General features: G+C 42.2%; 17 protein-coding genes, 1 tRNA gene and 2 riboswitches. Of the genes, 5 read left to right on the forward strand and 13 right to left on the reverse strand.

The features are described from left to right. Nucleotides 1–19 precede the first annotated feature (19 nt). The 3 genes from gcvPB to gcvT are packed head-to-tail and all read right to left on the reverse strand — an operon-like array spanning nt 20 to nt 3955. Nucleotides 20–1492 (reverse strand): aminomethyl-transferring glycine dehydrogenase subunit GcvPB, encoded by a 1473-nt coding sequence (gene gcvPB, locus JOC78_RS16805; protein ID WP_204558394.1) that lies wholly within the window; start codon nt 1490–1492, stop codon nt 20–22. Further along, entirely contained in the window at nt 1485–2831 is a 1347-nt protein-coding gene (gcvPA, locus tag JOC78_RS16810; RefSeq protein WP_204558396.1) for an aminomethyl-transferring glycine dehydrogenase subunit GcvPA, read from the reverse strand. Before gcvPA ends, gcvPB begins: the two co-directional genes overlap by 8 nt. A gap of 23 nt (nt 2832–2854) precedes the next feature. Continuing rightward, complete coding sequence (gene gcvT, locus JOC78_RS16815) at nt 2855–3955, reverse strand: glycine cleavage system aminomethyltransferase GcvT (RefSeq protein ID WP_204558398.1); 1101 nt, start codon at nt 3953–3955, stop codon at nt 2855–2857. A 97-nt stretch (nt 3956–4052) separates the two neighbouring features. Beyond that, a riboswitch (glycine riboswitch) is annotated at nt 4053–4130 on the reverse strand. Nucleotides 4131–4133: 3 nt separating this feature from the next. Beyond that, nucleotides 4134–4224: riboswitch (glycine riboswitch) on the reverse strand. Between the two features lie 158 nt (nt 4225–4382). Between gcvT and JOC78_RS16820 the strand changes: the two genes are divergently transcribed. Both JOC78_RS16820 and JOC78_RS16825 read left to right on the forward strand, forming a co-directional pair. Beyond that, entirely contained in the window at nt 4383–6080 is a 1698-nt protein-coding gene (locus JOC78_RS16820) for a DEAD/DEAH box helicase (protein WP_204558400.1), read from the forward strand. After that, nucleotides 6049–6843 carry a YqhG family protein gene (locus JOC78_RS16825; protein ID WP_204558402.1) on the forward strand — a complete coding sequence of 265 codons (795 nt, stop codon included), beginning with the start codon at nt 6049–6051 and terminating at the stop codon, nt 6841–6843. Before JOC78_RS16820 ends, JOC78_RS16825 begins: the two co-directional genes overlap by 32 nt. Nucleotides 6844–6888: 45 nt before the next feature. Here the strand turns inward: JOC78_RS16825 and JOC78_RS16830 are convergent, their stop codons facing one another. The 9 genes from JOC78_RS16830 to comGA are packed head-to-tail and all read right to left on the reverse strand — an operon-like array spanning nt 6889 to nt 11558. Beyond that, complete coding sequence (locus JOC78_RS16830) at nt 6889–7065, reverse strand: YqzE family protein (protein ID WP_204558404.1); 177 nt, start codon at nt 7063–7065, stop codon at nt 6889–6891. A 14-nt stretch (nt 7066–7079) separates the two neighbouring features. Beyond that, complete coding sequence (locus JOC78_RS16835; protein ID WP_204558406.1) at nt 7080–7610, reverse strand: shikimate kinase; 531 nt, start codon at nt 7608–7610, stop codon at nt 7080–7082. A gap of 17 nt (nt 7611–7627) precedes the next feature. Continuing rightward, nucleotides 7628–8005: a competence type IV pilus minor pilin ComGG gene (locus JOC78_RS16840; RefSeq protein ID WP_204558408.1), complete on the reverse strand. Its 378-nt coding sequence runs from the start codon at nt 8003–8005 to the stop codon at nt 7628–7630. An 8-nt stretch (nt 8006–8013) separates the two neighbouring features. Next, complete coding sequence (comGF, locus tag JOC78_RS16845; protein WP_204558410.1) at nt 8014–8430, reverse strand: competence type IV pilus minor pilin ComGF; 417 nt, start codon at nt 8428–8430, stop codon at nt 8014–8016. Beyond that, nucleotides 8414–8728 (reverse strand): hypothetical protein, encoded by a 315-nt coding sequence (locus tag JOC78_RS16850; protein WP_204558411.1) that lies wholly within the window; start codon nt 8726–8728, stop codon nt 8414–8416. Before JOC78_RS16850 ends, comGF begins: the two co-directional genes overlap by 17 nt. After that, entirely contained in the window at nt 8712–9146 is a 435-nt protein-coding gene (gene comGD, locus JOC78_RS16855) for a competence type IV pilus minor pilin ComGD (RefSeq protein ID WP_204558412.1), read from the reverse strand. The genes JOC78_RS16850 and comGD overlap by 17 nt, the downstream gene beginning before the upstream one ends. A gap of 4 nt (nt 9147–9150) precedes the next feature. Further along, nucleotides 9151–9465: a competence type IV pilus major pilin ComGC gene (gene comGC, locus JOC78_RS16860; protein ID WP_204558413.1), complete on the reverse strand. Its 315-nt coding sequence runs from the start codon at nt 9463–9465 to the stop codon at nt 9151–9153. A 10-nt stretch (nt 9466–9475) separates the two neighbouring features. After that, nucleotides 9476–10543, reverse strand: coding sequence for a competence type IV pilus assembly protein ComGB (comGB, locus tag JOC78_RS16865; protein ID WP_204558414.1), 1068 nt, complete (start codon nt 10541–10543; stop codon nt 9476–9478). Beyond that, nucleotides 10470–11558: a competence type IV pilus ATPase ComGA gene (gene comGA / locus JOC78_RS16870; protein ID WP_204558421.1), complete on the reverse strand. Its 1089-nt coding sequence runs from the start codon at nt 11556–11558 to the stop codon at nt 10470–10472. Before comGA ends, comGB begins: the two co-directional genes overlap by 74 nt. A gap of 137 nt (nt 11559–11695) precedes the next feature. Here comGA and JOC78_RS16875 point away from each other — a divergent pair. After that, nucleotides 11696–11767, forward strand: a tRNA-Gln gene (locus tag JOC78_RS16875). A gap of 40 nt (nt 11768–11807) precedes the next feature. Here JOC78_RS16875 and JOC78_RS16880 read toward each other — a convergent pair. Continuing rightward, entirely contained in the window at nt 11808–12188 is a 381-nt protein-coding gene (locus tag JOC78_RS16880; protein ID WP_204558415.1) for a Spx/MgsR family RNA polymerase-binding regulatory protein, read from the reverse strand. A gap of 237 nt (nt 12189–12425) precedes the next feature. On the opposite strand from JOC78_RS16880, the gene JOC78_RS16885 reads away from it, so the two are divergent. Together JOC78_RS16885 and JOC78_RS16890 are read left to right on the forward strand one after the other, a co-directional pair. Further along, entirely contained in the window at nt 12426–13127 is a 702-nt protein-coding gene (locus JOC78_RS16885; protein ID WP_204558416.1) for a helix-turn-helix transcriptional regulator, read from the forward strand. Nucleotides 13128–13209: 82 nt separating this feature from the next. Further along, nucleotides 13210–13452 (forward strand): DUF2626 domain-containing protein, encoded by a 243-nt coding sequence (locus JOC78_RS16890; RefSeq protein WP_204558418.1) that lies wholly within the window; start codon nt 13210–13212, stop codon nt 13450–13452. Nucleotides 13453–13733: the final 281 nt, after the last annotated feature.

The raw sequence follows: 13733 nt of genomic DNA on the forward strand, positions 1-13733 counted from the left end.
TGAGGGCTGCATTTTTATTTTATACATTTTGAAGTTCTTTTTCATAACGCAAAACTGGTTTTCTAGCAGCCAGCGTTTCGTCGAGCCGTCCGACAACCGTCGTATGAGGGGCTTCCTGAACAATTTCTGGATTCTCTTCTGCTTCTTTGGCAATTTGAATCATCGCATCAATAAACGAATCCAGCGTTTCCTTTGATTCCGTTTCAGTAGGTTCGATCATGATGCATTCTTCCACATTCAGCGGGAAGTAGATCGTTGGCGGGTGATAGCCAAAGTCTAACAGGCGCTTCGCAATATCGAGCGTACGCACACCAAGCTTTTTCTGGCGCTTTCCGCTTAACACAAACTCGTGTTTACAATGACGGTCAAACGGCAGATCGTAGAATGGCGCTAATCGGCGCATCATATAGTTGGCGTTTAATACCGCATATTCTGTCACTGCTTTTAAACCGTCTGGACCCATTGTGCGGATGTACGTATAAGCGCGTACATTGATTCCGAAGTTTCCATAGAATGGTTTTACTCGGCCGATGGATTTCGGACGATTATAATCAAAGCCATAGCCTTCCCCTTTTTTCACAAGCACCGGCTTTGGAAGGTAAGGAATCAAATCCGATTTTACTCCAACAGGACCTGAACCTGGCCCGCCTCCGCCATGAGGACCGGTAAATGTTTTATGAAGGTTTAAATGAACGACATCAAAGCCCATGTCACCAGGACGCGCTTTTGACAATACCGCATTTAAATTCGCTCCGTCATAATAAAGTTTTCCGCCCACTCCATGAATGATCTCGGCCATTTCTAAAATATTCTCCTCAAAAAGACCAAGTGTATTTGGGTTCGTCAGCATGAGTGCTGCTGTGTTCTCATCCACTACCCGTTTTAAATCTTCTAAATCTACTAGGCCGTCAGCCCCGGATTTTACCGTCACTGTTTCGAAGCCTGCAACAGTAGCTGAAGCAGGATTTGTTCCATGGGCGGAATCAGGCACAATCACCTTCGTCCGGTGGAAATCGCCATTCGCTTCGTGGAAAGCCCGGATCATCATTAATCCCGTCCACTCACCATGAGCACCCGCTGCCGGCTGCAGTGTCACTTCATCCATTCCAGTAATCTCGACTAAATGCTCTTGGAGATCGTAAAGTAATGCTAGCGCTCCCTGAACCGTCTCTTCCTGCTGCAGCGGATGGATATGAGCAAAGCCATCAAACCTTGCTACATCTTCATTGATTTTAGGATTATATTTCATTGTACAAGAACCTAGCGGATAAAAGCCTGAATCGACCCCGTGGTTGCGTTTGGACAAGGCTGTATAATGACGCATAATATCAAGTTCAGATACCTCTGGAAGTTCCGGTTCTTCTTCTCTCAAAAATTCATTCGGCAGTAATTCTGACAACTCTACTTCCGGAATATCTAGCTCAGGGAGACTGTAGCCGATCCGCCCCGGCTGAGACATTTCAAAAATTAGCGACTGATCATTCTTATTCATGACGATCCCCCAATTCTTTAGCAAGCAGTTCAATCTCTTCTTTTGTGCGAAGCTCTGTGACTGCTACAAGCATACAGTGATCCAGCTCTTTGTAAACAAGCCCTAAATCGTATCCGCCAATAATCCCTTTTTCAAACAGCTGTTTATTTATTTCTTCCACGGGTTGTTTTAATCGAATAACAAACTCATTAAAGCCCGGGCCATCAAACACAACCTCTACGCCGTTTTGCTTTAACACCTGTTTAGCAAAATGAGCTTTTTGAAGGTTCTGCACGGCAATTTCTTTGATCCCTCTTTTTCCAAGCGCTGTCATTGCGACACTTGCAGCCAGAGCATTTAACGCCTGATTGGAACAAATGTTAGACGTCGCTTTATCACGTCTGATATGCTGCTCGCGGGCTTGGAGCGTCAAAACAAATCCGCGGCGTCCTTCTTCATCAAGCGTTTGGCCGACTAAGCGTCCAGGCACTTTACGCATCAATTTCTTCGTCACAGCAAAGTAACCGCAATGCGGGCCGCCAAATGCCGCAGGAATACCGAATGGCTGTGCGTCGCCAATGACAATATCCGCTCCAAATTTCCCCGGTGGTGTCAGCGCACCTAGTGCAAGCGGATTAGATGAAACAACAAACATAGCTTTTTGGGCATGCGCCGTCTTTTCAATATCAGATAGAGACTCAACAGCACCGAAGAAGTTCGGGTACTGAACAATGACCGCGGCTGTGTCTTCATCGGCTAATTCATTTAGCTTGTTGAGATCTGTTACCCCATTTTTATGCGGAACCACGACTACTTCAATATTTTGCCCTTTAGCATAGGTCAAAAGCACATCGCGTGATTCCGGATGGACCGTTTCAGAAACAATCACTTTTTTTCTTTTGGTTTGACCTGCAGAAAGCATCGCCGCTTCGGCTAAAGCTGTTCCGCCATCATACATGGATGAATTGGCAACATCCATTCCTGTCAATTCACAAATCATCGTCTGGAACTCAAAAATCGCCTGCAGTTCCCCTTGAGAAATTTCTGGCTGGTACGGCGTGTAGGCCGTATAGAACTCAGATCTTGAGATGACATGATCAACGATGGAAGGAGCATAATGATCATAAACACCAGCTCCTAAAAAGGAAGCATATTGCTTCGCATTCGCGTTTTTAGCAGCAAGTGCACTCAACTCTTTCTTCAGTGCCGGCTCTGACTTCGCTTCTTTAATTTGATAAAGACCATTAAAACGAACTTTTTCTGGAATATCCTCAAACAATTCATCTATCGCTGTGACCCCGATTGTTGTGAGCATTTCTTTTTGATCCGATTCTGTCATCGGCAAGTATCGATGCTTCATGCTTCTTCCCCTCTCATCCCTCTTTATTTTGAACGCTTGTAAAACGGCGTGTTAATGATTTTTGCTGTTAACTTTTTGCCGCGGATTTCCACTTGGACTTCCTCGCCGAGCGAGCTGTTTTCTGATCGTACAAGTGCCAGGCCAATGTTTTTCTTTAAAGTAGGCGATTGCGTGCCAGTTGTAACGAAACCAATTTCTTGATCGCCTGAATAGACGGAATATCCGTGGCGTGGAATCCCGCGATCAATCATTTCTATGCCGACAAGTTTGCGGTCTGGGCCATTCTCCTTCTGCGCTTTCAGTACGTCTTTTCCAATAAAGCTGTCTTTGTTTGTTTTAACGGCAAACCCTAGGCCTGCTTCAATGGGCGAAATATCAGCGGACAGTTCTTGGCCGTATAAAGCTAGAGTGGCTTCAAATCTTAATGTATCCCGAGCGCCTAAGCCGCACGGAATGACGCCATCTTCTTTCCCAGCTTCTAAAATTCCCTTCCAAAGCGTTGGCGCATTTTCACTTTGGCTATAGATTTCAAACCCGTCTTCTCCTGTATAGCCGGTTCTTGAAACTAACGCTTTCACTCCGTTGATCTCCACATCTTGCTTGAATTTAAAAAACTTTATTTCTTTTAAATCAGTATCTTTCACTAAAGACTGGAGAATCCTTTCAGCTAAAGGGCCTTGCAGGGCAAGCTGCGCCCATTGCTCTGACACGTTCTCAATCGTGACATCTCCTCCAGCCTGTTCTTTCAGCCACGCAAAGTCTTTATCAATATTCGCTGCGTTCACCACTAAAAGATAGTCTTCTTCATTCAGCATATAAACAAGCAAATCATCTACTGTGCCGCCATTTTCATAACACATAGCTGTATAAACGGCCCCATTTGGCGCTAGACGAGAAAGGTCATTCGTCATTGCTTTTTGCAAGAAAGAAAGGGAATCTGGACCCTTTACTGTGATTTCTCCCATATGCGAAACATCAAACAAACCCGCTTTCGTCCGAACGGCTTCGTGTTCGGCTTTGATCCCTGAGAACTGAACCGGAAGCTCCCAACCGCCAAAATCGATCGTTTTCGCTCCATATTCTTTATATGAATCAAATAATGGTGTGCGCTTTAATTCTCCCATCCGCTTTCCTCCTTGAATATGTATATTTCTGGTTTTCCATCTTTCTATCAGGTGTTTCATATAAAAAAGGACAGAGAACAGCTTATAAAAAGTTGTTCTCTGTCCTTTTACCTGAAAGTTTACCTTTAGCAGGGTGTCTTCTTTGGTGGTTTCTTAAATGAAACGCTCTCCAGAGTTGCGTCCAGCCAGAGTTCTTTTGCCTGAGAGATTCACAAATTGTTTGCTCCTTCGGCGCTGCAAAAATACGCAGTCTCTCCCCTAGCCTTCATTCGCCTATATTTAGTTGAAATTTGGGCATACTATGAACATAACCTTTTAAAAAAAGATAAATGTTCGTGTTTTTCGAAATGACACAATATTGCTTCTCTTTCATCCTACCATTAGACCAATGCTTTCGGCAATATTTTTTATAAAGGAGTTTTTTCTAATGAACGTTGATATAGAGTTTAATCATGCATGGGCAGAGGAACTTGAAGAAAAGTTTCAGCAGGACGGACCCTGGGGGAACTGGCCGCTCTTCGAATTAACGTTACACATGGAAACACGAATGATGGTGACAAATTTCGAGGGTTTGTTAGCCCCTTCCTTTCTCCCTCAGCTCACTCCGCTGCCTCACCAGCAGGAAGCGGCAAGAAGAGTCATTGAGGATATGAACGGAAAAGCCATTTTAGCTGATGAAGTAGGTCTCGGGAAAACAATTGAAGCCGGATTGATTTTAAAAGAGTACCTGATTCGAGGCTTAGTAAAAAAAGTGCTGATTTTAGCACCGGCATCTCTTGTCTCTCAATGGGCATCTGAATTAAATACCAAATTCTATATTCCTGCCATCGCCCAAAAGAAAAGTTATGCCTGGGAACAATGTGACATTGTCATCGCATCCATCGAAATGGCTAAAAGAAACCCTCATCGGGATATTATTTATGAGCAGAACTATGACATGGTGATTATTGATGAAGCTCATAAATTGAAAAATCACAAAACCAAAAACTATGAATTTGTCCGCCATTTAAAAAAGAAGTTTTGCCTATTGCTTACTGCGACACCGATTCAAAATCGCCTGGACGAAATGTTTCACCTCGTCTCTCTTTTAAAACCAGGTCATTTAGGCAGCGAGAGCCACTTTATCGAGCATTTTAAAAAAGGTGACCGCCAAGTGCAAAACCATGAGCATTTAATGCAATTGATGAATAAAGTGATGATCCGAAACCGCAGGCAGGATACAGGTGTCGAGTGGTCCTCTAGAAAAGTAGAAACGATTCAGATTGAATTCAGCGAACAGGAACAAGCTCTCTATCAAGCCATTGACCTTTTAAAAGCTGAACAAACAGATGCCAGCAGCTCATTCTCAATGCTTACACTGCAGCGGGAGGCTTGCAGCAGCAAAGAAGCGGTCTATTTCACGCTAAAAAAGATGGCGCAAAAAATAGCGGAATCTAACCGGGAGCTGCCTGCTTGCTATCAAACCATCATGGATTGTATCGGGCGGAGTGAACAAAACTCTAAAGCTCTTAAAGCTCTTGAATTGATAAAGAAAATTGATGATAAAGTGATCATCTTTACGGAATACCGGGCGACTCAGATGTATCTGCAATGGTTTTTTAAGCAGCATGGCATTAGCTCTGTCCCATTTCGCGGAGGCTTCAAACGCGGAAAAAAGGACTGGATGAAACAGCTTTTTGAGAATCATGCCCAAGTTTTAGTCGCGACAGAAGCAGGCGGTGAAGGGTTGAACCTTCAATTTTGCCATCATTTGATCAACTTTGATCTTCCGTGGAACCCGATGAGACTTGAACAGAGAATTGGAAGGATTCACCGCTTTGGCCAGACAAAGGATGTGCACATTTATAATTTCAGTATTAAGGATACGATTGAAGACCGCATTCTTCAGCTTCTTCATGAGAAAATCAGCCTGTTTGAACAAGCCGTCGGTGAACTGGATGATATCTTGGTAAAAATGGAGATCCCTAATCTTGAAGAGCATTTTATTGATATCTTCCAGCATTCCAAAACAGAAGGCGAATTGTCGATTAAAATGCAAAATTTAGAAGCGGCAATCGAACTCGCAAACGAATGGAAGAAAGGAGAGAATACAATTGCTGACCAACGAAGTTCATCAATATCTTGAAAAATATTTTTCAGCTGTTAATTGCCAGATTACAGACCAAACAGCCGGTTCCATGACCATCCAATTGACGCCAGAAATTGATAAAGAATTAATGAATCGCCCATTTTATTGGCATTATGCAGAAAAGACCGGCCAAAAAGGGGTGCCCATGTCACTGACTCTTATTACCGATCAAGACATGGTTTCTCCGGATGTAAAAGGGGAACTCGTTCACTTCGGCTCACCGCGGCTGCAGCAAATTTTTCAGTCTGCGAAAAAACATGCTAACTACGTTCGTTTATACGAACAAAAACCAGGCCCGTTAACGAAACAGCTCCCGCTGCACCCGTGGCTTGCTGTTAATTTTAAGGTGTCCTATCAGGCTGACCGCAAAAAAGATGTCCTGCATTCCCTGGGGCTTAACTTAATAAGCGGAACGATCATTGAAAACTTTTTAGAAAGCAAAAAGCATATACACTTTACTCCGAAGATCCCTGATATGACGTTTACCATCACTCCGCTCATCAAACCTAAGAGCGGTGTCATGCGTCTAGAGCGCTATTTGGCTTCGCAAATCGAACGTGAAGATCATTCGTGGTCTGAGGATGCTAGAAACAGATGGTCTGAGGATGCGTCTCTTCTTGATTACTTTTATTCGGAAGAGGAAGAAAAACCCGAGGCCTACCATATTGAAAAAGCGGCGCTGCAAAAACAATATGAACCTAAAATCATGGTCGATATCATTAATGGCGGAATCTTTTATTTACATCCTGACAACAGATAAAGAGGCCGTCCAACGTGTACTCCTCACACGCATGGACAGCCTCTTTCACTTCTTCTTAAACAGCAAGGATAATGCTTGCGGAAAGACCCCAAACCATCTTGTTAAAAAGGTGGGGCGCTGCTGTTTTTTTTGCCGGCGTTTTTCTTTTCTTTTGTCTTTTGGTTCATTGTAATAAGACAAAACGGTTTGCGTAAAATAACGAACGTAATCATTTGATGACATCTAACCACCGCCTTCTAATTTACGGTGTTAGCTTTTCCACATTTTTTTAGATTTAAACGTTCAATGATCTCTTCAGCTGTCTGCTCTGCTGTTTTGCCGCTGGTCTCTATCATCACATCAGCTGAGTCCTTATAAAACGGCAGCCTTTGGTTAAACAAGCTCTGTGTACGCTCTTTATTTTTATGCTGGATAAGCGGTCGCGATTCGTCATCGATTAGCCGATTCCAAATCTCTGAAAACTCACTATTAAGGTATATGACCGTTCCTCTTTCTTTCATTAACTGCCGGTTATTTTCTTTTATAACGATCCCGCCTCCGGTCGTCACAACCCCTGCCTCTTCACCGAATGAATGAAGCATATTCGTTTCCAGATTCCGAAAATAGGCTTCTCCATGTTCGCTAAAGATCGTTGTTATGGCTTTACCTTCCTGCTTTTCGATTAATGCATCGGTATCCATGACAGGGCAATTAAGCTTATCGGCCAGCAATTGGCCAATGGTCGTTTTCCCTGCTCCCATGAATCCAGTTAGAAAGATTGTTTGCATACTTTGCCTCCAACTAATTAGTCTGTTCGCTTAATGATCTTCTTCTCTGTTTTATTATAAAGGATTTGGGAAGTAAATCTCGACCCTTGATTTGAAATGACCAATCGAACTTCCAATAATTCCGGTTCAGCCATCGGAATAATGTCATAAGCCACCGTTCCTTGATCGGTCGTGTATACGCCTGTAGAAGCCCCCCTAGCATCAAGTTCAGGCAAAAGGTTCCGGATCGCCATAAGTTCAAGAAGGCGCACTTCATAATAAGCTGATAAATTGGCTGCTGTTTTTTGTTTCGTTACATAAATCTCTGTGCTAAAAACAGCAAGGATACAGATACCGGCAAACAAAAGCAGGACATATGGAAAGAGAACGCCTTTTTCATTGTTTAATTTATTCATTACTCGTTTCACATAGGAAGAAATGAAGCTTCTTCTTTTTCTCCATTCATAAATTCTGCCTGCATAATTAACACCTTCCCTTCCCAGAAAAATCGGACCGATTGAATATTTAACAAAATTAATTCGTGGCCGGTCCCATTCACACGCCTTCTCAGATGCTGCTGATATTTTTCGATCATTACATTCTCTGTTTCGTGCGAGAAGGTCAGTTTTCCCTCTGTGGCTGACCAGTCTGTACTAAAGCCAAGCTCCCTTCGTAACTGCACGACAAACAACTCCCATTCCGCCTTTCTTTCAGGCTGAAGCTGCTGATTTACTTGATCAATCTCCCGGAATAACATTGGGAATAAGGCTGCGACACTGAGAAAGATTAACAATACGAGCAAAGCTTCAAGCAAGGTGAAGCCCCTATTGTTCTTTAGCACACCAATGCACCTTTTCCATATGCAGACATACCTCTGCTTTCTCCTGCTTTGTTTCCCAGGAAATATCCGCCCACTGGCCATTAATAACTTTCTCGGAATAAAAATCTTCCCTGCTATAGATCTGCTGTTCCGATTCCTCATACAGCATTCTCATTCCTTTCTCTTTGTTCCAGGCAGCGTGCGACTGAACCGTCATTGCGGCCAGCAGCGGCAGGATAAAAACTGTCATCGCCATGATCGCTGCCAGCGATAGAAGGCTGTCTGCTAAAGTAAAACCTTCTTCATTCATCTTTGACATAGAACCTCCCTTTGCCAATTTGAAACACGAGCTGAACGAGCTGATCTTGACATTTAAAATGGGCGCTGCCGAATCGGTTCGTATTTCCATTCGGCAGATAGAGTATTTCACTGATCGTTCCATTCACATAACGAATCATATCGGGGAAAGTTCTAATTACTAAGACATGCGAAGGTGAAGCAATGGTCTTGATTTGATACCCTTGACTTCCCGGAAAAAATTTGATGTTTACCCTCACTTGATTAGAGATCGAATACGATTGGGCATAGAATAAATCTGTTTGCAGCTGATTCACAAATTGCTTTTTTTCTATATCAGCAAACATTTTGGGAAATGGCAAAACTGTAACCATGAGTAAAACAATGATTACCGATAACACGAGTAATACCTCTAGCAGAGAAACGCCTTTCTCATTCATTAAATCACCCTCCATGGGCACCTACAGTAACTTCTCCATCTGCGCCTATGGTGATGGACTCTCCGCTCGGACAAGCGGTTTCATCGCTTCTCAAATAGCCTTTATCGACCATATCACTAATGGATGCAGGAAATGCTTTTTGATCAATTCGATACGCTTGAACCTGCCCCTGCACCATGTGTTTAAAAGCCGTACACCCTTTGCTGTTAATATTCTTACTTTGCTTGGCCACATTCGGTATGGCGATAAACAGCAGAACTGAAATGACCAAAAGAACGATCATCATTTCTATTAATGTAAAACCGCGTTCATTTTTCATAGTTTCCTCCCTATATTGACCCGACCATTTGAAACATCGGAAGCATGACTGATAAATAGATAGCGATGACCACCACTCCGACAAACAGAAAGATCGCCGGCTGCAAAATGGATAACAAAGTTTTGACTTTCTCCTCTATTAACGTTTCACAAAACTGGCTGAAAATAAATAACTCTTCAGCTAAACGGCCGCTTGCATCTCCATGCTTCACCAGCTGTGCCAGCTGACTTTCAAAACAATCAATAACTGTCACTGCCTCAGCAACCGAATGCCCTAACAGTAATTGATTATTCATCATATAGGCGACATGCTTCAGCATCGGGTGCATCGTTTGCTGCTGCAAAATCAGAAATACTTCATTTACAGCAAATCCGCTTTTTAATAAATGAGAGACTTCTTTAGAGAAAAGGTTGGTGAAATACAAAGAAAAAAGAGAAGACAGAATAGGAATTTTCATCAGAAGTGTGATTTTTTGCTGAGGGTTTTGACGCTTGAAGTGCAAAGCAAAGACCGTGCTCGATGTGATGAGGATAACTGCGGATGCGATACTGATTAGCGGTGCGATCTGGAGAAATGAGAGGAGCCATGCTGTTGCGCCTTGGGGAGAAAAGTCTAATGCCGTATATAAGGCTTCAAATCTCGGCATTAAAAAGGTATGGAGCAAAAATAAGAGGGTGAACAGAATTAAAAGCAGAAACATCGGGTACTGCAGCAGCTTAGAAAGCTTTTCTTTCAATTCTTCTGTCTTTTTCCACTGGGCTCCGGCATACTTCAGCGTCTCAGGAACCCGACCATGCATTTCCGCAAAATACACTTGCAAACAGATCATGGAGGGAAAATCCAGCTTCAGAAGAACTTCATTAAGCGGTGTCCCAGAACTGAGCTCTGACTGTATGCTTTCAATGACGGCCTCGTCATTTTGCTTAAAATTCATCAGCAAGAATTCAAGCGCATTTCCAAGTGTGAACCCTTGCTCAAGCATTTCTCCAAGCCTATAGACAAACTCACCTTGATACTTCCCTTCCCTTCTCTTCTTCAAATACCCAGCGATCATATTCTTTTTGAGAGAGATACCCAAGAGCAATCCCCTTTCTCAGTAAATCTTTCAGCAAAGGATACTGATAGTTGCTGCCCTCGCCTTTTGCTTCTTTCAGGACAGCCTGGAGATCTTTCCCGCTCAGTATTTCATAGACTGTTGCCTGTTTTGATTTAGAAGCGGCGTGGTGCGTCAATGAACAATCCGTTTCTCTGCATATAGGACATATAATGCTCACAAGACGCTGGGCAGAGACAGCTACTAATGTCTGTTCAATTTCATGCCACTTTAGGCCAAACTCCAACAAGCGGAAAACCGCTCCTTTCGCATCCTTTGTATGCAGCGTTGTCAATACCAAATGTCCGGTGAGCGACGCGCGGAGAGCGATGGCAGCAGTTTCCTCATCGCGAATTTCCCCCACCATAATCACGTCAGGATCATGGCGCAATATCGCTTTTAATCCAGCTGAATACGTAACTCCCGCCTTTTCATTTACTTGCACCTGAAGCCAGGAATCATTTTGTTTTTCAACAGGATCTTCTAAGGTAATCACATTCCTCCCTAACCGGTCGGCACTATGCTGAATAAGTGAATACAGCGTGGTCGTTTTGCCGCTGCCCGTCGGACCGGTAAAAATGATCAATCCATGAGAATGGGAAAGTAAAGCTAGAAGTTTTTTTGCTGAGTTTGGAAATAGAGAGAGCTGGTGAAGGTCGGGAACGGTTTGCTGAGGCAGCATTCGAATCACGAGGCTTTCTTTAAAGAGAGCGGTAGGCAAGGTAGAAATGCGGAGTGACATGGGGTAGCCGGAAAAATTTAATTCAAACGAACCACTTTGGGGTCTCCTTTTTTCTCCGATGTCCATAGAGGCCATAAACTTAAAATGGGAAATCAGCCGCTCTCCTTCTTTTAGAGAAAATTCTGTTTGGGGATGGAGGTCACCCAGCGACCTGAAACAGACGGCATAACCGTGCTTGCGGGGAACAAAATGAATATCCGTCGAATGAAGAGACAACGCATCTTGCAGTAACTGATCGACTACTTTTTCAATCTCAATGAGTTAAGCACCACCTTTTCTTATGCTGATAGCTAAATTCGACATATATTTCTCTTTTCCTTTTCATTTCATAAATTTTTTTAAAAAATTTGTATAACATTTGCAGTTTCGGAGATAGTAATAGTCAAGAAGTTCATTGGGCTATAGCCAAGCGGTAAGGCAGCGGATTTTGATTCCGTCATGCGAAGGTTCGAATCCTTCTAGCCCAGTCAGTAAAAAAGAGGAAAGGAACCTCAGTCCCTTTCCTTTTCAGCTTGACAGCTGCACGATCTGTTTTTTATTGGTTAAACTGCGAAGCCCTTCTGGATTAAACCCTACGACAATCTTTTTGCCGTCCGTCAATATTGGCCGACGCAGCAATTTAGGCTCTTTCACAAGAAGCTTAACCACTTCTGACAGCGGCAGTTCATCTACATTTATATCTAAATCTTTATAGGTTTGGCTTCTTGTAGCCAACAGTTCATCCAACCCATCATTTGTTAAAGATAAAAGGTGGATCAGTTCATCATAAGTAGGCGTATGACGGAATAAATGTCTTTCCGCATAGTCAACCGTGTGTGAATTTAACCATTTTTTCGTTTTTCGGCAAGACGTACAGCTTGGATATGTGTAAAACGTAATAGCAGACATATTCATATTTCCTCCTTTTAGCCTTTTAATGTGATAGAAAAAGTAAAGTAATGAAGAATTAAAGTTGTATATATTTGAATAATTTGATTGTACATCATTTGTATAACTTTTGTACAGTGTTTTGTTGAAAAAGTGTGAACATTTTTTATACAAATAAAAATAAAACCCATTAATCCATTTTCTAACTCTATTTTGTTGTTTATAATAGATACATAAACCTGCATAGAGGTGTTTGGAATGGAGCATACATTAAAACTTACCAGTACATTAGCCGATCCTACTCGGTTTTCTATTTATCAGCACATGGTAAAGCAGCAAAAAGAAGTATCCGTACAAGAAATAGCGGAAGAATTTCACATCCACCCCAATGTAGCCCGGCTCCATTTATCGAAATTAGAAGAGATAAATATTGTTGAGTCCCAATTACATAAGACCGGAAAAGGCGGACGCCCCGGAAGATTGTACAAAACATCTGAACAGCCTGTACAACTCTCGTTCCCTTATCGTGACTTTCAACTATTATCTTCCATCGCTTTGTCTGCACTTTCATCACTTGGTGAAGCCGGCAAGGAAGCGGCCACAGAAGCGGCTTACAAAATGGGAGGTCAATTTGTTCAGCAGCAATTAGGCAGCCATAAAAAGGATTTTTCAGCATTATCTCAACAGGAGAAGGAAGATTATCTGCAATTTATTTCTTCCATGATCGGTTATTATCCAAAAATCGAAGAAGTGGACGGCAAGCAGCATATCAGCTTAGTGATTTACAATTGTCCCTTTAAAGAATCCATGAAGACCGATGCCGATCTTTCTTGCAAAATTCATACTTCCTTTCTTGAAGGCGCATTCAGCCACCTGTTTAATCAAGTCACTTTCACGCAAACGGAAAATATGAAGGATGGCTGTCAAAATTGCATCTATCACTTAATCGTCACAAACTGAGTGAAAGAAATATTTACATTTCTATGATTTTTACCTTATAATATTGTATTGATGGAGTGAACGTACAAAGGAGGGATACATAATGGACCGCATGTTTCGCGTTTTAGCATTTTGGACTGGTATTTTTTCAGTAATGTTTTATCTTGGCCATATGAATATTACGGCGTTAATCTTCTTAGGCCAAACAGGATTTTTCTTACTTCTTAGTTACATGAAATTAACAGAACGTATGTACATTTATGTGTTTGGAGCATATTTAACCGTATTCTTCGCAGGGTACACATACTGGACAACTTTTATGATGACTCCAGGAGCAGGACATTAATCCACGAAAAAACCTTTAAAGCCGATGCTTTAAAGGTTTTTTTCTGCCTATTTTGATTAAAAAGTTTATTTACTATTGACATAGTGTTTACACTGGATTATTCTATATGTAGTAGCTTAACTTTATCCCCTCCCATTATACGGAGACAAACATCCCCCAAAAAAACCCTTCTCATGTGAGAAGGGTTTTTTCACTCTGTTGAAAAAAGAATCTGTCAATGAACATGACGAGAATTTTTGGAGTCATGCTCATTTTTTCTTGTTCTAACAAATGGTTTCTTC

The organism is Bacillus ectoiniformans (assembly GCF_016908875.1).
Lineage (GTDB): Bacteria > Bacillota > Bacilli > Bacillales > Domibacillaceae > Bacillus_BX > Bacillus_BX ectoiniformans.

Excerpts from the sequence above, each read along its gene's own strand:
- comGD (WP_204558412.1), bottom strand. The coding sequence starts at position 9,146 with ATGAATGAGAAAGGCGTTTCTCTGCTAGAGGTATTACTCGTGTTATCG.
- JOC78_RS16835 (WP_204558406.1), bottom strand. The coding sequence starts at position 7,610 with ATGCAAACAATCTTTCTAACTGGATTCATGGGAGCAGGGAAAACGACC.
- JOC78_RS16890 (WP_204558418.1), top strand. The coding sequence starts at position 13,210 with ATGGACCGCATGTTTCGCGTTTTAGCATTTTGGACTGGTATTTTTTCA.
- JOC78_RS16885 (WP_204558416.1), top strand. The coding sequence starts at position 12,426 with ATGGAGCATACATTAAAACTTACCAGTACATTAGCCGATCCTACTCGG.
- JOC78_RS16880 (WP_204558415.1), bottom strand. The coding sequence starts at position 12,188 with ATGTCTGCTATTACGTTTTACACATATCCAAGCTGTACGTCTTGCCGA.
- gcvPA (WP_204558396.1), bottom strand. The coding sequence starts at position 2,831 with ATGAAGCATCGATACTTGCCGATGACAGAATCGGATCAAAAAGAAATG.
- JOC78_RS16820 (WP_204558400.1), top strand. The coding sequence starts at position 4,383 with ATGAACGTTGATATAGAGTTTAATCATGCATGGGCAGAGGAACTTGAA.
- gcvT (WP_204558398.1), bottom strand. The coding sequence starts at position 3,955 with ATGGGAGAATTAAAGCGCACACCATTATTTGATTCATATAAAGAATAT.
- comGC (WP_204558413.1), bottom strand. The coding sequence starts at position 9,465 with ATGAAAAATGAACGCGGTTTTACATTAATAGAAATGATGATCGTTCTT.
- JOC78_RS16840 (WP_204558408.1), bottom strand. The coding sequence starts at position 8,005 with ATGAATAAATTAAACAATGAAAAAGGCGTTCTCTTTCCATATGTCCTG.
- JOC78_RS16830 (WP_204558404.1), bottom strand. The coding sequence starts at position 7,065 with ATGTCATCAAATGATTACGTTCGTTATTTTACGCAAACCGTTTTGTCT.
- gcvPB (WP_204558394.1), bottom strand. The coding sequence starts at position 1,492 with ATGAATAAGAATGATCAGTCGCTAATTTTTGAAATGTCTCAGCCGGGG.
- JOC78_RS16850 (WP_204558411.1), bottom strand. The coding sequence starts at position 8,728 with ATGTCAAAGATGAATGAAGAAGGTTTTACTTTAGCAGACAGCCTTCTA.